Origin of the sequence: Gordonia sp. JH63, from assembly GCF_009856645.1 — a bacterium.
GTDB classification, from domain to species: Bacteria; Actinomycetota; Actinomycetes; order Mycobacteriales; family Mycobacteriaceae; genus Gordonia; species Gordonia hongkongensis.
This window is the reverse complement of the sequence record NZ_CP047235.1, coordinates 327,308-349,180: the sequence shown is the minus strand read 5'-3', so window position 1 is coordinate 349,180 and position 21,873 is coordinate 327,308. Positions and strand designations below refer to the sequence as shown.

General features: G+C 68.3%; 10 protein-coding genes. 4 read left to right on the top strand and 6 right to left on the bottom strand.

The features are described from left to right. Window positions 1–154 precede the first annotated feature (154 nt). The 4 genes from GR168_RS01530 to GR168_RS01515 all read left to right on the top strand — a co-directional run bounded on the left by GR168_RS01530 (window position 155) and on the right by GR168_RS01515 (window position 9,364). Window positions 155–694: a DNA starvation/stationary phase protection protein gene (locus GR168_RS01530; RefSeq protein WP_159369826.1), complete on the top strand. Its 540-nt coding sequence runs from the start codon at window positions 155–157 to the stop codon at window positions 692–694. A 323-nt stretch (window positions 695–1,017) separates the two neighbouring features. Continuing rightward, window positions 1,018–2,226 (top strand): DICT sensory domain-containing protein, encoded by a 1,209-nt coding sequence (locus GR168_RS01525; RefSeq protein WP_068970989.1) that lies wholly within the window; start codon window positions 1,018–1,020, stop codon window positions 2,224–2,226. Window positions 2,227–2,478: 252 nt separating this feature from the next. Beyond that, window positions 2,479–5,889, top strand: coding sequence for an arabinosyltransferase domain-containing protein (locus GR168_RS01520; protein WP_203235881.1), 3,411 nt, complete (start codon window positions 2,479–2,481; stop codon window positions 5,887–5,889). Next, on the top strand, window positions 5,882–9,364 hold the full coding sequence (locus tag GR168_RS01515; RefSeq protein ID WP_159369825.1) for an arabinosyltransferase domain-containing protein: 3,483 nt from the start codon (window positions 5,882–5,884) through the stop codon (window positions 9,362–9,364). Before GR168_RS01520 ends, GR168_RS01515 begins: the two co-directional genes overlap by 8 nt. A gap of 228 nt (window positions 9,365–9,592) precedes the next feature. On the opposite strand, the gene GR168_RS01510 is transcribed toward GR168_RS01515, so the two are convergent. The 6 genes from GR168_RS01510 to GR168_RS01485 form a co-directional block, all read right to left on the bottom strand. Further along, window positions 9,593–11,143 (bottom strand): acyl-CoA carboxylase subunit beta, encoded by a 1,551-nt coding sequence (locus GR168_RS01510; RefSeq protein WP_068970990.1) that lies wholly within the window; start codon window positions 11,141–11,143, stop codon window positions 9,593–9,595. 50 nt (window positions 11,144–11,193) lie between these two features. After that, a complete protein-coding gene (gene pks13 / locus GR168_RS01505) occupies window positions 11,194–16,548 on the bottom strand; it encodes a polyketide synthase Pks13 (protein WP_159369824.1) in 5,355 nt (1,784 codons plus the stop codon). Window positions 16,549–16,664: 116 nt separating this feature from the next. After that, the gene (gene fadD32, locus GR168_RS01500; RefSeq protein WP_068970992.1) at window positions 16,665–18,566 is read right to left on the bottom strand and encodes a long-chain-fatty-acid--AMP ligase FadD32; all 1,902 of its coding nucleotides are present in this window, start codon (window positions 18,564–18,566) and stop codon (window positions 16,665–16,667) included. A 258-nt stretch (window positions 18,567–18,824) separates the two neighbouring features. Beyond that, window positions 18,825–19,835 carry an LLM class F420-dependent oxidoreductase gene (locus GR168_RS01495; protein WP_159369823.1) on the bottom strand — a complete coding sequence of 337 codons (1,011 nt, stop codon included), beginning with the start codon at window positions 19,833–19,835 and terminating at the stop codon, window positions 18,825–18,827. A 234-nt stretch (window positions 19,836–20,069) separates the two neighbouring features. Beyond that, a complete protein-coding gene (locus tag GR168_RS01490; RefSeq protein ID WP_068970994.1) occupies window positions 20,070–21,083 on the bottom strand; it encodes a cutinase family protein in 1,014 nt (337 codons plus the stop codon). 1 nt (window position 21,084) lies between these two features. Continuing rightward, window positions 21,085–21,621 (bottom strand): DUF732 domain-containing protein, encoded by a 537-nt coding sequence (locus GR168_RS01485; RefSeq protein ID WP_065631375.1) that lies wholly within the window; start codon window positions 21,619–21,621, stop codon window positions 21,085–21,087. Window positions 21,622–21,873: the final 252 nt, after the last annotated feature.

The following is a 21,873-nucleotide window of genomic DNA, read 5'->3' as shown; positions in this document are numbered from 1 at the left end:
ACACCGCGACGACCTGGGTTTTGTCGTTTCCCCACGGTCGGTGCGGCAAACACACTCGAGGCCTTCGTTATCTCACTGTGATGTGCTGTCTCGGTTCCGTCACTCATGGCCGGCTGTCCTCGTCACGCCGCCGATACCGGCCTAGCTTCGAGTCATGCCTTCATTCACCGCACCTGGACTCAGCAACGAAGCCGCCAACGAGGTCGTGGGCATTCTGCAGGAGCGCCTCAGCGCGCTGAACGACCTGCACCTCACCCTCAAGCACATCCATTGGAACGTCGTCGGCGCGAACTTCATCGGCGTGCACGAGATGATCGACCCGCAGGTCGAGCTCGTCCGCGGTTACGCCGACACCATCGCCGAACGCATCGCCACGCTCGGCGCGTCGCCGAAGGGCACCGCCAAGGCGATCGAGAACGACCGCTCGTGGAACGACTACTCCATCGGACGCGACACCGCGCAGGCCCACCTCGGCGCGCTCGACCTGGTCTATGACGGGTTCATCACCTCGCACCGCGACGGAATCAAGAAGATCGGCGACATCGATCCGATCACCGAGGACATCCTCATCGGACACACCGCCGAACTGGAGAAATTCCAGTGGTTCGTCCGCGCACACCTCGAGAGCTACACCGGTGAGCTCACCCACGCCGGCGCCAGCGGCGAAAAGGCAGCGGCCGACGCAGCCCGCTGACCTGGCGCAACAGACCGAGTAGCGGGTCACCACACCCCCGGACCCGCCCGGAGCCGCGGTCGCGACCTTCCGCCCCGTTGGTCGCGGCCGCGGTAACACCTCTCTGTACCCACCAACTACGAACAGGCACTGACACCCGCACCCGGATACACAGCCGAATACCTTGCGCCGCTTGGGACCTCAGGGACCAAGGGCTTCTCGACCATGTCCACGGTTCGTGGTTTGTTACGCTGACCACAGGCTGATGCCGCGAACAGGATGTGAAGCAAACCGCGTCCACCAGATCGATCGGAGCGCTTTTCCGCTCTGACGGGGAGGCACGTGTGTCCGAAACGCGATCATTCACCCTGTTCGATGATCTGGAGCTCCACATGCAGTTCGCGCCGGTCTGCCGGCTGTCCGATGGCGCTCTCGCCGCCGTCGAACTGCAGCTCCGGGGGCCGGCCGGTACCCGGCTCGCCACCGCCGCCGCCCTCAAACGCGCCGCCCGTCTCGTCGAAGAACACCCTGTACTCGACGAGCGCAAGCGCAAGATGGCCGCGTCCCAACGTGCGCAGTCGCTGGCCAAGATCCTGCCGCTGCTGGTCTCCCTCGATCTCGACCTGATCGACAACCTCGACGACGAGACGGCGCGCAGCCTCGAACGTCACGTCATGGTCATCCTCCCCGACGCCGTCGAACGCAGCCCGCAGCGGACACTCGCCCGCGTCGCCCGCGCCCGGGCGGCCGGCAAGATCATCTGCGTCGACGGGCTCGTCCGCAGCGAGCACGCGGCCACGCTGCTCTCCCTCGTCGAACCCGACATCATCGTCACCGGTGCCGAACTGCTCACGTCGCAGACCAGCTCCGACGCCGCGCACCTCGCCCACGCGCTGGCCGCGCACACCGAACGCAGCCATGCCGTCGTCATCGCCGAGGGCGTCGACGACGAGGCCACCCGGATCACCGCCCAGACGATGGGCGCCGCTTTCGGTATCGGCGACCTGTATCCCGCCGTGACCGACCCGTCCGTCCTCGCCAGCCGGACCGTCGTGCCGCTGCCCGAGATGCCGGTGTGGACCACCCCCGGCCCGGACAAGTCGACGCCGTACCGCATCGCGTCGACCTCGATCCCGCCGCGTATGGGCAACAAACGCCTGCTCATCGAGATGAGCAAGGCACTCGAGGAGCAGGCGGCCATCGGTGGTGCCGCGATCGTGCTGGGCACCTTCCAGTTCGCCGAACACTTCACCTCGCGAACCGCCAAGCGGTGGCGGGAGATGTCGGAGAAGACCGGTCTGGCCGGGGTCTACGGTGTCGGGTTGCCCGACATCCGGGACGGGAACGTCCATCGCGCGCCGCTCGACGCGGAGGACGACCTGATCAACGAGTGGAATGTCGCCGTCCTCGGGCCGCATTTCGCGGCGCTGCTCTCGGCGCGCGACCAGCACGACGCCGGTCCCGATCTCGAGCGCACCTTCGAGTTCGTGCAGACCTACGACCGCATGACCGTCACCCAGGCCGTGCACTCGATCCTCATGCGGTTCTCCTGATCCGAGTCGCGCGCGGGACGTGACCTCGACGGACGCGGCGGCCTCGCTGCGCTCGGACGACGCTGCTCGGCCAGCGGGCGGGACTCCGGCGGCCTCGCTGCGCTCGGACGACGCTGCTCGGCCAGCGGGCGGAACTCCGGCGGTCTCGCCTCTCCCGCTGGTTGAGCAGGTGACGAGCGCAGCGAGGAGCCGTGTCGAAGCCACCCAAGCCACATCGAGCTATCCGGTCAGGGGATTTGGGTTTGTCACAGCATGGCTGACTACGATGCGCCTGTGCCGAAGTCGCCTGAAGTGTCCGCTGGCAACGCCGACACCACCGTTGGAGCTGCTGCCCAGCGTGCGTCCGGCGCACCGCAGTCCCGCACCGTCGCGCTCGTCGCCGCGGTCGCCGGGCTCATCGCCGTCGTCGCCGGCGTCCTGACCCCGTTCCTGCCCGTCAGCACCTCGACGGCGTCGATCACATGGCCACAACAGACCGGCACTTCGGCATCGGTCACGGCTCCGCTCGTGGCGCAGACCGCCCGGAACGTCGACATCTCGATCCCGTGTCGCGTGCTGTCGACGACCCCCGCCGACACGTCGACCGTCGTGCTGTCGACGATGCCCGCGGCCGCGGTGAAAGCGCGGGACAACGGGCTGTTCGTCGTCGCCGACGCGAACGGCGTATCCGTCACCAACCGCAACAAGACGCTCGCCTCGGTGCCGCGGGACGCGCTGGCCGGTTGTACCGAACTCCGTATCTTCTCCGACGCCACGACGACCGGCGCGCAGTTCGTCGGTCTGCCCCCGGGACCGGCGATCGCGGGCGGCGGCGCCGTCGGCCTCGCCGAACCGGCGTCGAACCCGCAGATCGCCGGCATCTTCACCGACCTCACGCCCGAACAGCTCCGGGCCGCCCCGGGTGTCGACGTCCGCCTCGAGATCGACGATCGCTTCGACTCGTCGCCGTCGATCCTCAAGTGGGTGGTGATGGTCGTCGGTGTCGGAGCCGCGATCGTCGCGCTCGTGGCCGTCGGACGCCTCGACCGCATCCACGGCTATCACCGACGAGTCGGCCGGCGCCTCCGGTGGCGCCGGGTCCTGCGGCCCGGCCCCACCGACATCGGCGTGACGGTGACGCTGGTGGTCTGGCACTTCCTCGGGGCGGGGTCACCCGACGACGGTTACATCCTCAACATGGGGCGCAACGCCGCCGACGCCGGATATCTCGCGAACTACTACCGCTTCTACGGCATCCCCGAGGCACCGTTCGACTGGTACTACAACTTCCTGGCGTACTGGTCGACCATCTCGACGACCGGCCTGTGGATGCGGCTCCCGTCGCTTTTCGCGGGTCTGGCCGCCTGGTTCATCCTCAGCCGAGTCCTCCTGCCCCGTCTGGGCGGCGCCGTGCGGCGGTCACAGTGGGCGATGCTCACCGGCGCGGCGGTCTTCCTCGCGTTCTGGCTCCCGATGTGTTCGGGGCTGCGCAGCGAGGGAATCATCGTCCTCGGCACCCTGGCGACCTGGTGGGCGGTGGAGGTCACGGTCTCGACGCGACGGATGCTGCCGGCCGTCATCGCCGCATTCACCGCGGCGCTGACGCTCGCCCTGGCCCCGCATGGTCTCGTCGCGCTCGCCCTGCTCATCGCGAGCGCCCGGCCCATGCTCCGCATCCTGGTCCGACGCCGCGCCGAAGACGGGCTCCTGCCGCTGCTCGCCCCCCTTCTCGCGGGTGTGGCGCTGGTCGTCATCATCGTCTTCCGCGACCAGACCCTGGCGACCGTCTTCGAGGCCCTGCGGATCCGTTACTCGGTCGGTCCGACGCTGGCGTGGTATCAGGAACTCCTGCGCTACTACTTCCTCGCGGTGAACACCACCGACGGCGCCCTGGCCCGCCGCATCCCGGTGCTCCTGTTCGCCGTGTCCATGTTCGTCGTCCTGGCGATCATGTTGCGCCGCAAGCGGATCGACGGCCTCGATCCGGGCGCGGTGTGGCGGGCACTGGGCGCCTCCCTGCTGACGATCCTGTTCCTGTCGTTCACGCCGACGAAGTGGACCATCCAGTTCGGCATCTTCGCCGGCCTCGGCGCGGCGCTGGCCGCCGTCGCCTGCGTGGCGATCGGGCAGGCGGCGCGCCGCACGCTCCGCAACCTGTCGATCCTGGTCGCCGGGCTGCTGGTGGCGTGCGCGGCCGCGGCGGCGGGCAAGAACGCCTGGCCGTGGCCCTACAACTTCGGCATCGCCTGGTTCGACAAGGCACCTGTCGTCGCCGGGATCCAGGTGTCGACCGTGCTCCTCGCGCTCGCGGTGGTGGCATTGCTGTTCGCCATCTGGCAACACCTCCGGATGGACTTCGTCGACGAGACCGGCCTCGCCCATGACCGCGGTGCCGCGCCCGCCGGCTGGCGCATCGGGGTCGCGTCCGCACCGATAGCGGTGATCGCCGTCCTCATCGTCGTCAGTGAACTCGCGGTGTTCGCGAAGGCCGCGACCAGCCGCGCGGACACCTTCACGTTGCTGTCCGCCAATCTCGACTCCGCGCGCGGAAACACCTGCGCGATGGCCGATTCCGTGCTCGTCGAACCCGATCCCAATCGCGGCATGCTGACGCCGGCGGACGGCGGCACGGCGTCGTCGACGCTGCAGGGTCAGTCCCAGGGATTCCGTCCCGACGGGGTGAAGCCGGACCTCACACCGCAGGCCGGCGCCCAGAAACCCGGCGCGATGAACACCTCCGCGGACCTGTCGAAGACATTCATCGTCTACGGCAGCAACCCGGGAACCACCGGCGGCGTCGGGCCTCGCGGCGTCAACGGCAGCACCGCGGCACTGCCATTCGGCCTCGATCCGGCGACCACACCCGTGCTGGGCAGCCACGAGACCAACAGCGGCCAGGCCACTCTGACCACCGGTTGGTATCGCCTGCCCGCCCGCGACTCCTCACCGCTGATCGTCATCACCGCCGCCGGCGCGGTCTTCACGCTCGACCGGGACGGCGTCCCGAACTTCGGGCAGGCGTTGGAGGTTCAGTTCGGTAGGGAGCCCGAAGCCGGCGCCGGGAGCGAAGCGAGCGGGCCGAATGTTCCTGCCAACGGACAGTTCGAGGAGGTCGGCGCGCCCGCGATCCCGATCGACCCCGAGCGGACCAACCGCCCGTGGCGAAACCTGCGCATCCCGATGGACCGCGTTCCCGCTGACGCGACCGTGATGCGAATCGTCGCCCGGGACAACAACCTCGACCCGGACCAGTGGCTCGCGATCACCCCGCCGCGGGCCCCGGTGCTGCAGACCCTGCAGACCGTCGTCGGCTCCACCGACCCCGTGCTCATCGACTTCGCCGCCGGCGCGGTGTTCCCGTGCCAGCGTCCGATGACCGCCCACCACGGCGTCTTCGACCTCCCGCAGTGGCGTATCCTGCCCGAGTCGTGGATCGCCAACTCGCAGTCCAAGACCTGGATGGCCACCGAGGACGGCGGCCTGCTGGCGCCGGTGGAGGCGCTCACGCGGCCGTCGACCCTCGCCACCTACCTCGACGACGACTGGTACCGCGAGTGGGGCAACCTGCAGCGCCTGACCCCGCTGGTGCCGCAGGCGCGACCCGCGGACGTGCAGACGGGAACGTCGACCACCTGGGGATGGTCGCGCCCCGGCCCGATCAGGGTGGTGCCCGAAGATGACTGACCCCGACCACTCGCACGCCGAACCGGCGACGCGGCACCCCGGAGAGAACCAGGCAGACGTGGCAGACACCGACACTTCTTCCCGAAGTCCCGCCGACACCGCGCCATTCGTGAGCGACCGCCGCCCGGGCTTCGCCGAACGCCACGCCGGCACCGCGCGTATCGTCGCGATCACCGCGGGCATCGTGGGCATCCTGCTCGCACTGCTCAGCCCGTTCCTGCCGGTCGACTACACCAAGGCCGAACTGACCTGGCCGCAACAGGGTTCGGTGGCGAACGTCGCCGCACCGAACGTGTCGTTCGTCCCGGTCTCCATGGACGTCACGGTTCCGTGTGCACTCGGCGCGTCCTTGCCCGCGTCCGGCGGAGTGCTGTTGTCGACGGTGCCCGAAGGCGGCGCGGAGGCAGGCAAGGTCGGCCTCTTCGTCCGGGCCACCGCCGACTCGCTCCAGGTCGTGCAACGAAACGTCGTGCTGCTCAACACTCCTCGCGCGGCCGCACAGTCGGCGCCGGACTGCCGGATCGCCGTCGAATCCGACACCGAAGGCACGCGGGGGTCGATCCAGGGCCTGCCGGAGAACGCCGCCGGCGCCGGGAGCGGCGCGAGCGCGCCGAATGACGATGACACCGGCGCCGTCCGGTCCTTCGATCTACGAGATCCCAACGCCCGGCCGCAGATCATCGGTGTGTACTCGAGCCTTCCGGCCGACGTCAGCACCGACGGACTCTCCTTCCGGTCGACCATCGACACCCGGTTCGTCTCCACGCCCACGACACTCAAGTTCTGGCTGCTGGTCCTCGGCATCGCGTCGACGATCCTCTCCCTTGCCGCGCTGGCGGTCCTCGACGCCCGCGACGCGCGCGGCCATCACAAGATCTTCCCGGCGGGCTGGTGGCGCGTACGCCCGGTCGACGGAGTCGTCACCCTGGTGCTGCTGATCTGGCTGTTCGTCGGCGGCAACACTGCCGACGACGGATACCAGGTGACGGTCGGCCGGATCGCCGGCGAGGCCGGTTATCTCGACAACTACTACCGCTACTTCGGTGTCCCGCAGGATCCGTTCGGCTGGCACTACCACTACCTGTCGGCGTGGATGGAGATCAGCACCGCGACGCCGTGGTTGCGATTGCTGCCGTTCCTGTTCGCGATGGCGTCGTGGTGGTTGATCAGCCGGGCCGCGATCCCCCGTCTCGGGCGGGCCGTCCGCGAGTCGACGCCGGCGATCTGGGCTGCCGCCCTGGTCTTCCTGGCGGTGTGGATGCCGTACAACAACGGACTGCGCGTCGAGCCGCTCATCGCGCTGGGCACCATCTTCACCTGGGTGTGCGTCGAGCGCGCGATCGCCACCGGCCGGTTCTTCCCGCTGACGATCGGCATCATCTCCGCGGCGTTCACCCTCACCATCCATCCCACCGGCGTCATCGCCTCGATCGCCCTGATCGCCGGCATCCGGCCGCTCATCAAACGTCTCGCGTTGCGCCGCAAGCGGGATGGTCTGTGGCCGTTGCTTCTCCCGATCCTCGCCGCCGGGCTCGCGGTGATGTTCGAAATCTTCGCCGACCAGCCGCTGGCACCGATCCTGGAAGCGGTGTCGGTCAACGGGCAGGTCGGCCCCACCAACAAGTGGTGGGAAGAGCCGATGCGCTACTACATGCTGATGAATCCGACCGCCGATGGCGGAATCGCCCGGCGTTTCGGCATTCTCATCGTGTTCACCTGCTTCGTCCTGGTCGTGGTGATGCTGCTCAACCGGCGCCGCCTGCCCGGCGTCGCCACCGCACCCACGTGGCGTCTGGTCGCCATGGTCGCCGGCTCGGCCGTGCTGATGGCATTCCTGCCGACCAAGTGGACCCACCAGCTCGGCGTGTACGCCGCGATCGGCGGCGCGCTCGCCGCAGTGGCGACCGCCTGCGCCGATCGCACGATCATGCGTCGTCGCCGCAACCGGACCCTGTTCGCCGCCGCCTGCGCATACGTCCTGGCGCTCGCGTTCTCCGGACGCAACCAGTGGTGGTACGTCGGCAGCTACGGAATCCCCTGGCGGGACGCGGTTCCCGATGTCCGGGGCATCCCGCTCTGGACCGGAATCCTCGCGGTTGCGGTGGCGCTGACCGCCCTCGGTCTGTGGCAACACTTCCGCGACGACTACGTCGACGACGCCGTCCGGACCGGAACGTCGCGGTCGGTGTTCGCCCGACTCCGCAGCCCGTCGATCATCGTCGTGTCGACCATCATGTTGCTGTTCACCCTGGTGTCATTCGCGAAAGCGGACTGGACGCAGCGCAATTCGTGGTCGTGGCTGAGCTCGAACGTCAACGCGCTCCAAGGACAGCCGTGCGCACTCGCCGATGCCGTACTGGTGGAGGACGATCCGAACGCCGGACTGCTGTCACCCGCGCGAGTGGCGGGACAGGACAACCCGTCGCCGGGCGCCGCGCTGGCCGGAACCGGGATGGAAGGGTTCGACCCCAACGGAGTGGCGTCGGACCTGTCCGAGGAGACCGAAGAGGAAGCCGAGGAGTCCTCGTCGGGCACCTCGACCGCGGAAGTCGACCGCACCCAGTCCGATCCGACCGAGGACGGAACCAGCGCCGAGACCGACACCACGACAGGTTCCAGCGACACCAGCGGTGGGCAGACCGCCCAGGCCGGCGTCAACGGGTCGACCGTGAAGCTGCCGTTCGGTCTGTCACCGAGCCAGACCCCGGTCCTCGGAACCTACAACTCCCCCAGCGGCACCGGTCGCCTCACGTCCGACTGGTATCAGTTGCCGGAGAACCCCTCCGGCGAGCAGCCGCTCGTCACGATGTCGGTGGCGGGGCAGGTCGAGTACATCGACGACCTCGCCGTCACCCGGCCCGGACAGCGAGTGCGACTGCAGTTCGGCCGCGTCGCGCCGGACGGCACGGTGGCACCGGCCGGTCAGATGGTGCCGCTCGACATCGGTGGTGCCCCCGAGTGGCGCAACCTGCGCTTCCCGATGGACCAGGCGCCCCCGGGCGCGACGGTGGTCCGCGTTCTCGCCGAGGACACCTCGACGCTGCGCGACCAGTGGCTGGCCGTCACCCCGCCACGCGTCTCGTCGATGGTGACGCTGAATTCGCTGGTGGGCAGCGAGGATCCGGTGCTCATCGACTGGGAGGCAGGTCTCGCCTTCCCGTGTCAGCGTCCCGCCCAGGTGAAGTACGGGGTTCTGGAGACACCGGAGTGGCGGATCTCGCCGGACCGCGAAGGCGAACGGGTCAACTCCCAGCGCTGGATGGCCGGCGACTCCGGTGGCCCGCTCGGCATCATCGAGAACGAGTTGCGGCCGCGCGTGTACCCGTCGTACCTGCGCAACGACTGGGCCAAGGATTGGGGCATGCTTCAGAGCCTGACCCCGATCCTCCCGCAGACCGACGCCGAATTGACCATCACCACCGACACCCACCACGGACTCTGGACCCCGGGACCCATGCGGGCGGTGAAGAACTAGGCAGTCCTGCTACCCGCGCACTACCACGCACTCTGCTCCCCGAGGAGCGCCCGGACCTTGCGGAGGGCGCGTCGTCACGAAGGGGTCTTCGCGACCCGAGTCACCAAGACCCTTCGTGACGCTCGCAAGCTCGCTCCTCAGGGAGCAGGGGATCTGCGACTTTCTCGATCAGGGAGCGGAGGGCGGTACAGGTAGCGCTCGCACCTCAGAGCGGAGCGAGGCCCGTCGCTAGATCGGCATCAGGAAGTGCTTGCGCGGGGTCTTGAGGACCTGCTTGTCGCGCAACTGCGCCAACGCCTTTCGCAACTGGAGCCGGGTCTCGGACGGCTCGATGACCGCGTCGACGTAACCCCGCTCGGCGGCGAGGTACGGGGTCGCCATCATCGTGTTGTAGAAGTCGATGAACTCACGCCGGATCTTGTCGGCTTCGGCGGCCGAGAGACCTTCAGTCTGACGTCGGGTCAGCACCGCGGCCGCCGACTCGGCGCCCATCACCGCGATCTTCGCTGTCGGCCAGGCGAAGTTGACGTCGGCACCGAGGTGCTTGCTGCCCATCACCGCGTAGGCGCCGCCGTAAGCCTTGCGCAGCACGACGGTCACCTTGGGGACATCGGCTTCGACGTAGGCGTACAGGAAGCGGCCGGAGCGTCGGATGGTGCCCTTCTGCTCCTCCGCGAGACCCGGGAGGATGCCCGGGGTGTCTACCAGGAACACCAACGGGATGCTGAAGGCGTTGCAGATGCGCACGAAACGCGTCGCCTTCTCCGACGAGTCGGTGTCGAGCACACCCGACATCACGCTCGGCTGATTGGCGACCACACCCACCGACCGGCCGTCGACCCGTGCGTACCCGGTGATGATGTTGGGCGCGAACAACTCTCCCACCTCGTGGAAGGCGCCGTCGTCGAACAGCTTGATGATGATGTCGTGCATGTCGTACCCGGCGTTGTCGTTGTCGGGCATGAAGTCGTTGAGCGACAGGTCGGACTCGGTGATCTCCGGCTCGAGACCCGGGTTGACGACGGGCGGCCGCTCGTAGGCACTCGACGGCATGTACTGCAGGTACTCACGGACCCAGTCGAACGCGGACTTCTCGTCGGGGGCGACGTGATGGATGTTGCCCCACCGCGCCTGATTGTGCGCGCTGCCGAGGTCCTCGGCCGAGATCTCCTCGCCGTTCACCTGTTTCAGCACATCGGGTCCGGTCACGAACATGTACGACTTGTCCTCGACGGCCACCAGGATGTCGGTGTTGGCGGGGGTGTAGACCGCGCCGCCGGCGCACTTGCCCAGGATCACCGAGATCTGCGGCGCGAGACCGGAGAGCAGATCGTTGCGGCGACCCATCTCGGCGTACCACGCGAGTGAGGTGACGGCATCCTGGATCCGCGCACCGGCCGAGTCGTTGATACCGACCATCGGGCATCCGATCTTGCCCGCCCACTCCATCAGCGAGGCGACCTTGCGGCCGAACATCTCACCGACGGTTCCACCGAAGACCGACTGGTCGTGGGAGAACGCCGCCACCGGACGCCCGTGCACCAGCCCGTGTCCGGTGACCACGCCGTCGCCGTAACCACTCTCGGCCGCACCCGGCATCTTCGCCAGCGCACCGATCTCGACGAAGGTCCCGGGATCGAAGAGCATGCTCAGACGCTCACGCGGAGAACAGATCCCCTTCGCCGCGCGTTTCGCGAGCGCCTTCTCGCCTCCCGGCTCGCGAGCGGCCTCCAACTTCTGACGGAGGTCGGCGAGCTTGCCTGCGGTGGTGTCAGCCACGGTGTCTCACTTTCTACGCGACCACTGATTGACGATGAGCAGCCGTGCCGCTACTGCTCATCGAGCCGTCCGACCCGCGCGGCCAGGTCGTTACCGATCTTGGCTATGTACGGCTCGTCGACGATCGAGAGGTGGTCACCGCCGACATGGATGATCTCCAGATCGTCGACGACCTCACCCCAGCGGCCGTCCTCGTCGATCTCGGCCCACTGCGGTTCGAGTTCGACGGCGCCGGCGTGCATCTTGTCGGCCCGGTACAGCACGACCTTGCCGTCGTAGGGTTCCGGCGCGATGCTGCTCAGCACGCGGTTCTCGATGAACGAGGTCCGCTGGTGTTCGATGATGCCGCCGGGGATCTTGGTGCCCGACATCGACATCATCTCCATGATGATCGCGAACTGCCCCTCGTCGTCGGCCTCCACAAGCCGATCCATCGGGATCGGTACATCGGGGTCGAGGTCGTAGTTGCGGATCGCGAACTCCTTCCACCGCTCGAGCCGCGCCCGCTTGCTGTCCGGCGTCTCGGTCATGTCCGCGCGAGGGCGCACCACGTCGATGAGGCCCACGAAGGCAACTTCTTCCCCGGCCTCACGCAGGAGTTGCGCGACGCCATAGGCGAGCGCACCGCCGAAGGACCAGCCGACCAGCACGTACGGGCCGTTCGGCTGCAGCTCACGCAGGCGCGGAAGATATTCGCGCACACGGTCTTCGATCGATCCCTCGACTCCACGGTCGAAGCCGATGACGGGCCGGTCCGCCGGCAGACGCTTCAGCAGCGCCTCATAGGCGGAGGTGTTCCCGCCCGCGGGATGGAACAGCAGGATCGGCGTCGGATCGCCGGCGGACGGGTCATAGACCTTCTTGCCGTCCGGGACGAGGCGCAGGTAGCGCAGGAACCCGTCGGTCGACGCGCCGGCATTGAGATGCTCGCGCACGTAGTTCGACATCTCCTCGATCGTCTCGGAGTCGAGGATGTCCTCGACGTCGAGATCCCCGCCGGTGCGCTCGTTGAGGCGATCGGTGAGCTGCTGGGCCACGTCCTCCGACAGCACCGGCAGCTTGTTGAAGATGCCGCCGGCCGAGGCCTTGGTGACCACCGCGTACGTGCCGAAGGTCAAGCGCTCGGCGGCATCCCGCGGCGGCACGTCCGAGCCGGCCGCCTCGGCGACGGCCCGCTGCGAGGTGATGTCGGTGGCCGGCTTCGGGGTTGCCGCGGGAGCGGCCGACTCCTCGACCGCCTCCTCGCGTGACGACACCTCCGGTTCGGGCGAGTTCGCGACCGCCTGCTCGACGTCGGCCAGATCCTCGGCGATGTGCCGCTTCGGCTCCGGCGACTGCTCGCCGGGCTCGTCGGACTGACCGGCCGGTGCGGAGGCTGCCGACTCACCACCGCCGGCGTTCTGCTCGTCGATGTAGGCATTGAGCGCCGCGGTGTCGAGTTCGCCACCGCCGGCGGCATTCTGGGCGAGATCGTCGAGCTGATCGCGATGCGTCACCGCGAAGTCGACGAACTTCTCGACGTCGGCGAGGTTCGCCTGGCGCATCGCCTGCAGTTGCAGCTGCGGGATGTCGAACTCGTACTCGACGCGGTTCTTGATCCGCACCGCCATCAGCGAGTCGAGACCGAGCTCGATCAGCGGAATCTCGCGCGGCAGGTCCTCGGGGTCGTAGCCCATGGACTCGCCGACGATGATCGCGAGCCGATCACCCACCGTCTCACCGGATTCGGGGTTCCATCGGTTGCCGATGTCGTCTACGACGTCGTCCTCGACGACCACCGTGTCATCGGCGAACACCTCGGCACCGGACCGTGCCGGGGCTGCCGGCGCGGCCGTGACCTCACCTGCGGTGTCGTCGAGGTCGCCGGTCACCGCCGCCTCGAACAGCAGCTGGAAGTTCTTGTCCGCCTTGGCGTGCACGGTCACCGCCGCACCGCCGGGATGCGGGCTCAGCGTCGTCGTGAGGGTTCCCGATGCCGGGATGGCGCTGTGCGCGACCGACGCCCCGACAGCCGCATTCGCCAGGACCTGGGCCGCCGCGGCACGCACCAGTTCACGCGGATCGGTGACCGCGGCCGCGTTGACCTCCCAGGCGTGACGGCCGTCGGGCAGTGCCACGTGCGATCCCGGGACCGTGCCGGCCGAGCCGCCCGAGGAGATCTTCGCGGTGAGCCAGAACTCCTTGCGCTCGAAGCGGGTACGCGGAATGGCCGCGTGACCACCGCGACCGAACAGCGACGCGACGTCGACCGGATGTCCGTGCACGTAGAGCTTCATCAGCGCGTTGACGAGTCCGTAGCTCTCGTCCTCCTTACGCCGCAGCGTCTCGATGAGCTCGGCGTCGTGCAGCCCAGCCGAGAAGGTCACCGCGGCAACGGAGATCAGAACGGCCGGGTTCGGCGAGAGCTCCAGGAAGGTGCGGTGGCCGTTCTCCACCGACTTCGCGATCGCCTGGCTGAACCACACGCTGTGGCGCAGGCCCTTGGTGAAGTAGTCGATCGTGTGGACGGGTTCGTGACCGGCGCGGTAGAAGACCTCGCGGTCGACCGAGCTGTAGAACCCGGTGGTGGGCCGCAACGGCGTGATACCGGTGAGTTCGTAGGCCAGCTCACCCAGGAGCGGGTCCATCTGCGAGGTGTGACTGGCGCCCTTGGTCGCCAGTTTGCGTCCGAGCTTGCCCTCCTTCTCGGCACGCTCGACGATGGCGTCGACCTGCGACTCCGGTCCGCCGATGACGGTGTGCGTCGGAGCGGCGTAGACACAGATCTCGAGGTCGGGGTAGTCGGTGAGGACGTCGGTGATGTCCTCGGCGCTGTACTCGACGAGCGCCATCAGGCGGATGTCGTCGCCCTGGAGCATCGACTCGCCCTCGCCCATCAGGCGCGAGCGCTGGCAGATCACCCGGGTCGCGTCTTCGAGCGAGAGACCGCCGCTGATGTACGCGGCCGAGGCCTCGCCCATCGAATGCGGCACGAGCACACCGGGTTCGGCGCCGTGGTGCCGCAGGGTGTCGGCGAGCGCGACCTGGATCGTGTAGATGCCGACCTGGCTCTGCTCGATGCCGTAGGTCTGCTCGTCGTCGACGAACATCTCCGCGATCGAGTACCCGAGCTCGTTCTGCACCAGCTCGTCGACCCGGTCGACGTACTTGGCGAAGATCGGGTTCTCGGTGTAGAGCTGCTTGGCCATCTTGCGGTGCTGCGAACCGAAGCCGGAGAGCAGCCAGACCGCGGACGCGGCGTCGGGCGAATCCGACGAGTAGACAAGCGGATTGCTCTTGCCCTCGGCCACCGCGCGGACACCGGTGATCGCGTCGTCGTGCGTACGGGCCATGACGACGGCGCGCGAGCGTCCGTGGTTGCGGTGTGCCAGCGCGCGGCCGATGTCGGCGAGCGGCGTCGACCGTCCCTCGTCGGACTCGAGCCACTCGAGCAGGTCCGCGGCGGTCTTGCGCCGACGCGATGGCAGGAAGCCCGAGATGACCAGCGGCACAACCGAACCCTCGACCGCGCACGGGGCGAATCCGGCGGCCGGATCCGGCGCGGTCTCCTCGATCACCGGATCGATGTTCTTCGCCTGCGCGGCGAGCACGGCGCGCTCGGCCTCGGTGAGGAACTCATCATCGGTTTCGACAGGCTCAACCAGCGGGGAACGGTCAGGCTCTCCCGGCAGCGACGCCGACGCCGGCAACTCGGATGCGCCCGCATCGCCTGCGGGCGCGGACTCCGGCGCGAGATCCTCGGGCCGCACCTCGCGGACGACGACGTGCGCGTTGGTGCCGCCGAAACCGAATCCGGAGACACCGGCGACGGCATGACCGGAATAGCGCGGCCACTCGGTGGCCTCCGGGATGACCCTGAGATTGTTGGCGTCGAACTGGATGTACGGGTTGGGGCCGCTGTAGTTCAGCGACGCCGGGATGGTGCCGTGCTGCATCGCGAGCACGACCTTGGCCAGAGCACCCGCGCCCGCGGCCGATTCCATGTGGCCGTAGTTCGTCTTGACCGATCCGAGCAGCATCGGCGAGCCGGGCAGACGCCCGCGACCGACGACGCGGCCCAGGGCGTCGGCCTCGATCGGATCGCCGAGGATGGTCCCGGTGCCGTGGGCCTCCACGTAGTCGACGGTGCGCGGATCGATCGCGGCGTCGGCGTAGGCGTCCCGTAGGACGTCGACCTGCGCCTCCGGGTTGGGTGCCGGTAGACCGTTCGAGCGACCGTCGCTGTTGACCGCCGAGCCCGCGATGACCGCCAGGACGTCGTCACCGTCACGGCGCGCGTCGGACAGTCGCTTCAGGACGAACAGGCCGCCACCCTCGGCGCGGATGAATCCGTCCGCGTCGGCGGAGAACGCCTTCACGTGCCCGTCCGCCGCCTGGGCGCCGATCTTGTCGAAACCGAGGGTGGCCGCCGGGTTGATGATCATGTTGACGCCGCCGGCCAGCGCGAGGTCGGATTCGCCGGTCCGCAGGCTGCGGACGGCCTGATGAACGGCCACCAGCGACGACGAGCACGCGGTGTCGAGGGCGATCGACGGCCCGCGGAAGTCGTAGAAGTAGGACACCCGGTTCGCGACGATCGCGGTGGAGGTGCCGGTCAGCGCATACGCGGCGGTGTCCTCGGCGCCCTCACTCAGGCCGAGGGTCGCCAGCAGCTGGTAGTCGTTCGTGGAGGAGCCGATGAACACACCGACCGGCGCACCCTTGAGATCGCTCGGCGGGATGTGCGCGTGCTCGAGTGCCTCCCAGGTCAGCTCGAGCGCGAGACGCTGCTGCGGGTCGACCATCTCGACCTCGCGCGGACTCATCTGGAAGAAGTCGGCGTCGAACGTGCGGACGTCGTCGAGATAACCGCCCTTGGTGTTGGCCGCGTCGAGGATCTCGACGAGCCGGGGATCGGACCGGAACTCCGACCACCGATCCGCGGGCAGGTCCGAGACACCGTCGACGCCGGCGATGAGCGCGTCCCACGTCGACTCGGGCGTCGTGCCCGACTTCGGGAACCGGGTCGAGAGCCCGACGATCGCGATGTCGTCGTCCGCGGTGCGCTCGCGCCGCCAGAAGGTGTCCGCATCGCCGTCGGCGCCCTCGTCGGGATCGCCCTCGATGATGCGCTGCGCGAGCGTGGCGATCGTCGGATGGTTGTAGACGACCGTCGCGGTGAGGATCACCCCGGTCTTGTCCTCGACGTCGGCGGCGAGCGCCACGGCGTCGCGAGACGAGAGACCGAGCTCCTCCATGGGACGGTCGACGGCGATCTGCTCGACGGGGAGCCCGGTCGCCTGTGACACCCACTCGCGCAGCCAATCACGAAGCTGGTCGACAGTGAGGTCACCGGCGGTCTCGCCGTCGGTGCCGGCCGCGGCGGAATCGATACTGCGGGCCTCGTCGGTATTCAGTTCAGACATCGCTTCCAGACTACTGATCTCGGGGCACCTGAACTGGTGCCGGGTGCATTATCAGCCCGCGGGGTGTCCGGGCGCGGCAACTCGACGCACTCACCCCGCCCGGGTCCGCAGATTCGCTACTCGGCGTCCGGGAACGCCGTCTGCTTGTAGCCGCCCCGGAGACTGCCGTCGATGTAGGCCGCACGGGTCGCGCGCCGCGCGATCTTGCCCGACGACGTGCGCGGGATCGAGCCGGCCGGAACCAGCAGGACGTCGCGGACCATCACGCCATGACGCTGGGCCACCGCGGCACGCACGGTGTCGGCGACCTCCTGCGGGTCGGCCTTGCGGCCGGGTCCGCGCTCGGCGACGATGACCAGTTGCTCGGACGCGTCGTCGGCGTCGGGCTTCAAACCGCTGCCGGCGAACTCGAACACCTCGCCCGGCAACTGATTGGCCGGCACCGAGAACGCGGCGACGAAGCCGGGGCGCAGCGCGTCGCTGGCTTCCTGCGCGCTGTACTCGAGGTCCTGCGGGTAGTGGTTGCGGCCGTCGACGATCACCAGGTCCTTGACTCGCCCGGTGATGTAGAGCTCACCGTCGAGCCAGACCCCGAAGTCGCCGGTGCGCATCCAGATCGCGTCCGCGGGCGCACCCTCGGCGTGACTGTTCTCCGGGAGCGGGGTGACCAGCTTGTTGTGGAATGTCTCCTCGGTCTCCTCCGGCTTGTTCCAGTAGCCGGCGCCGATGTTCAGACCATGCAACCAGATCTCCCCGACATGGCCGTCGGGCTGTTCGGTCGCCGTCTCGGTGTCGACGATGGTGGCCCACTGGCTCACCGCGACCTGACCACACGACACCTGCGCGACCGCGTTGGGCGCGTCGGAGTCGACGAGGGTGAAAGTGCCGGCGTTGAGGTCGTCGCGGTCGACATAGACGACCTTCGCCTCGTTCTCGCGCTGCGTCGCGGACACGAACAGCGTGGCCTCGGCCATGCCGTAACAGGGCTTGATCGCCGTCTTCGGCAGCCCGTACGGCGCGAACGCCTCGTTGAACTTCTTCATCGAGCTGACCGTGACCGGCTCCGACCCGTTGATCAGACCGATGACGTTGGAGAGGTCGAGCTTCTCGCCCTCCTTCGGCAGACCGCGCGCGGCGGCGTGCTCGAAGGCGAAGTTGGGAGCCGCGGCGAAGGTCTCCGCGCCGTCGGCGGCGGCGGCGAGCTCCTTGATCCAGCGACCGGGACGGCGAACGAACGCCTGCGGGCTCATGATCGTGATGTAGCGGCCGCCGAGCGCGGGCAGGATCACGGTGAGCAGACCCATGTCGTGGAACATCGGCAGCCAGGTGACGCCGCGGGCCTTGCGATCGATGCCGATGGTGTCGGAGATCTGCAGCACGTTCGCGGCGACCGCCTGATAGGTGATCTCCACACCGGCCGGGACGCGCGTCGAACCCGAGGTGTACTGCAGGTAGGCGACGGTGTCCTTGTTGTGGTCCTGACCGGCGACCGGTGCCACCCAGCTCGACCCGACCGAATCCGGGACGGCGTCGACGGCGATGACGCGCGGACGCTCCTTGGCCGGCAGCGGCGCGAAGAAGTCACGCACCGCCTCGGCGGACTTCGTCGAGGTGAGGATCGCGGTCGGCTTGCAGTCGTCGAGGACCGCGTGCAGTCGGTCGGTGTGTCCGGGCTCGTCCGGGGAGAACAGCGGGACGGCGACGTTGCTGGCGTAGAGCGCCGCGAAGAACCCGATCACGTACTCCAGCGACTGGGGCGCGAGGATCGCCACGCGGTCGCCCGGCTTGGTGACCTGCTGCAGACGTGCTGCGACGGCACGGAGTCGCTTGCCGAACTGCGCCCACGTCAGATCCTGGGGCTCGCCATCGCGTTCGCGGCTGTAGTCGATGAACCGGTAGGCCAGTGTGTCGGCCTGTTCGCGGACGTTCTGCTCGACGTAGTCGACCAGGGTCGCTTCCTCGGTGAAAGAGATGTTCCCGGTCTCATCGAGAAAGTCTTCGAGTTCAGTACTCAGCATTCATTACTCCTGTGCCCCCTCGTGGACTCCCCCACGCGGGCGCAGTTCTCCGGCGAGGTCTTGGCGACACCACCACGCAGTCCTGCTGTCCACGTCCTGTGCCGACCGCGGGATACGGTAGCGCACGTCCAGTTACCCAACGAAAAAACTCGCGTTCGTCATGCTCGGCTTCGCATGAGCGCGCGTCGCCCTTCGACGCGCGCCCCCGGGTTCACCGACCCGTCACCTCGCTGTTGACTCGCGAGACCGTCGGCCATCCTACTCCCCCTTCAATTGCGCCAGCACGGGCGCAAAAGCATCCATCTGCGTGGGGAACACCCCTACGTAGGACATGGTGGTGCGGCGGCGCACCTCCCGGATCTGGTCGGCGATCTCGTCGAAGCTCCCGATCGCGATGTACGGCGAGGTCAGCACGTCGTCGACGGTGAACTCGGTGTCGTGCGCGATGTTGGGCGGATAGCCCTGTTCGAGCGCCTTCAGCGCCATCTCGGCGGTGGCGACCCGATCGTCGGTGATGACGATGACAGCGATCGTCCAGTTCAGTTCGAGCTCGTCGAACCGGTCGCCGGCGACCTGCCGGATCCGGCCGACACGCTCGGCGGTCTTCTCGATGGTCATGTCGGACAGCTTCATCTTGCCGTCGGTGGTGGTGCCGGGCGCGACGGAGATGATGTCGGCGTGCTTGGCGGCCAGGGCGAGCATCTTGGGTCCGCCGCCGCCGACGGCGATCGGCGGACGCGGTCCCTGCCGCGGCCGTGGACTGCCCTCGAGGCCGTTGATCTGATAGAACTCGCCGTCGAAGTTCACCGTCTCCCCGCGCATCAGGCCGTCGAGGACGGTCAGCGCCTCGTCGAGGCGACGGATCCGGACGCCGGGCGACTCGAATTCGATGCCGGCCTTGTCGAACTCCTCTTTCATCCATCCGGCGCCGATGCCCAACTCGAGTCGTCCCCTGCTCAGGACGTCGATCGTGTTGGCCTCCTTGGCGAGGAGGGCGGGATGACGCCAGCCGTTGGCCAGCACCGAGGTCGCGAGGCGGATCGTGCTGGTGGCCTGCGTCAGCGCGCCGAGGGCCGCGAGCGGACCGACCTGGTTGCCGAGGTGGTCGGGCACCGCGAAGGTGTCGTAGCCGTATTCCTCGGCCGTCTGCGCCAGCTTGACGAACTTGCGGGCACCGCCCTCGTCCTTGTTGCCCTCACCACCCGCGCCGAAGCGGAACTTCCGCAATCCGGCCGAGGTGGCACCGGCATCGCTCGGGGGTTGCGTCATCGCTGTCCTCTCATCGTGATCGCCGGCTGGTGAGGTCGCGTGCGGCGTCTGCGGCGCACTGCGGTGTTCCTCGGGCCAGCCCAACACGTTAATGCAGCGTGACGGCGCCGCCAAACGAATCGGCCGCAGCCGCGAGAAGAGGTTACCGGCCGGTTAGTTCGACGATGCGGGCGGTCGGGTGAGTCGCGTCTGGAGACGCTTCTATCCGGCCAGCCGTGACCGGCAGGTTGCCGGTCAGTTGTGCTTCGGCTGGGGTGCGCCCTCGATGAGATCCTTGGACCAGTCGTACATCCACTGGGTCGCGGTCTGACCGTCGTTCTCCCAGTAGCGGGTGGTCGCGTACATCGCGTGGACGGGATTCGACGCCGCGTTCGCCAGCTTCGACACCGCCGCCAGCGGGTTGACGATCGTCGGCGAGTCACAGATGAGATCGCCCGGGGCGCAGATGGATTGAACCCGGTCACGGAGGTCGCCGAAACCGCCGGTGCGCGGGCCGGTCATGGAGATGCCGGGAACGAGGTTGCCCATGCCGCCGAGCGCGATCTCGGCGCCCACGCCGTTCGGGCTCGGCTCGATGTCGTTCTGCTCACCCGGTTGGCGCCGACCGTCGGCGATCAGCCCGACGCCCAGCACGAGATCCTGGTCACCGTCCTCGAGGACGCCCCGGCCGTTGCCGATGTTGCTGGCCAGATCGCCGGCGATGACCGCACCCTGACTGAATCCCATGATCACGTAGCTCGTCAGCGGGCAGCGTTCGTTGGTGGAGATGATCTTGCCCGCCGCGCGCTTGTATCCCTGCGTGCGTGACACGTTGTAGTCGGCCTGCCGGTCGGCGAGGTTGGTCGGATTCCGGAACTGCGCCGTGTAGGGAACGGTGTAGATCTCGCTGCGGGACGAGTCGAAGTCATTCGAGAGGGCACGCGACACGCGCAGCATCAACGAGTTCGGATTCGCCGACGGCGCGTACGGATCGTCGTCGGCGCTGGACTCCCAGGTCCCGGGCACGACGACGGTCAGGACGTCCGGACAGTCCGCCGGCTGTGCATCCGGCCGTTCCTTCGACGGCGGGGTCGTCGACGGCCCGCCGGGGCCGATCGGCGCGGGCCCCGGTGCCAGCCACACCAGGACCAGCACGACGATGAGCACGATCGCGATGACCGCGAGCGCGAGGAGGAGCAGCGCGAAGGCGCCGAGCCGCCGGACGGGACCCTTCCGGGTGCGGCCCGCGGCGTTGCGTCGAGCGGCCACGTCAGCAGTAGTGCTGTTCGGCCGCGCGGATGACCTTGTCGGCCTTCGAGTTCGCTTCCTCGACGTTGTCCGCCCCCGGACCCACGGAGGCGGTGACGAAGGCCTTCACCATGCTCGGGTCGGTGCCCTTCTGCTTGGCACCACAGACGTACTTCGCCATCGTCAGGGCCACTGAATTGTCGTTGTCACCCATGAACGTGACGTCCTGCTGCTTCAACGCGGCGAGATACGCGCGGGCCTTGTCGTCGAGCGGCTGTCCGCTGGGTCCGGGAAAGCTGGCCGGGACCTTCGTGCTGGGGTTCGGTTCGGTCGCCGGCAGCTCCGACGTGCCGCCGGGCGTGGACGGGGTGGTCTCCTCGGATGTGGAACCCTGCGACGCGCTCGTCGAGGGAGCGGCCGAGTACAGCGATGTCGTCGTGACCGGGTTGTTGGTGATCGGCGCACTGGCCGTCGAGTCATCGGCGCAGGCCGACACGGACCCGAGCGCGAGAGCGAGGCCCGTCACGGCCAGCACCAGCCGCACACACTTCGTTGTCATCGCCACTTCCTGCCGAACCTTTCGGGTCGAGATCAACGCACCGCCGGACGGTCTCGTCCGGCGACACTCACGTCCGGCCTACGGCCGATCGCAACGCAGGGGCACCCTGCATCGCACACCACGTCAGGCTACCGTCCGCGCGGGGCCGTTCCGGCCGCCGCACCAGCACCACCTGCGGTAACGGTCCGATTCCTCAGCGAAGTTTCAGGCCGTACACACGTGGGGTCGAGGTTGGGGCGCCGTCGGCGCCCC

Bases quoted from the DNA above. Each gene is read 5' to 3' on its own strand.
- GR168_RS01495 (WP_159369823.1), bottom strand. From the start codon at position 19,835: ATGACGCAACCCCCGAGCGATGCCGGTGCCACCTCGGCCGGATTGCGG.
- pks13 (WP_159369824.1), bottom strand. From the start codon at position 16,548: ATGTCTGAACTGAATACCGACGAGGCCCGCAGTATCGATTCCGCCGCG.
- GR168_RS01530 (WP_159369826.1), top strand. From the start codon at position 155: ATGCCTTCATTCACCGCACCTGGACTCAGCAACGAAGCCGCCAACGAG.
- GR168_RS01485 (WP_065631375.1), bottom strand. From the start codon at position 21,621: ATGACAACGAAGTGTGTGCGGCTGGTGCTGGCCGTGACGGGCCTCGCT.
- GR168_RS01520 (WP_203235881.1), top strand. From the start codon at position 2,479: ATGGCTGACTACGATGCGCCTGTGCCGAAGTCGCCTGAAGTGTCCGCT.
- fadD32 (WP_068970992.1), bottom strand. From the start codon at position 18,566: ATGCTGAGTACTGAACTCGAAGACTTTCTCGATGAGACCGGGAACATC.
- GR168_RS01515 (WP_159369825.1), top strand. From the start codon at position 5,882: ATGACTGACCCCGACCACTCGCACGCCGAACCGGCGACGCGGCACCCC.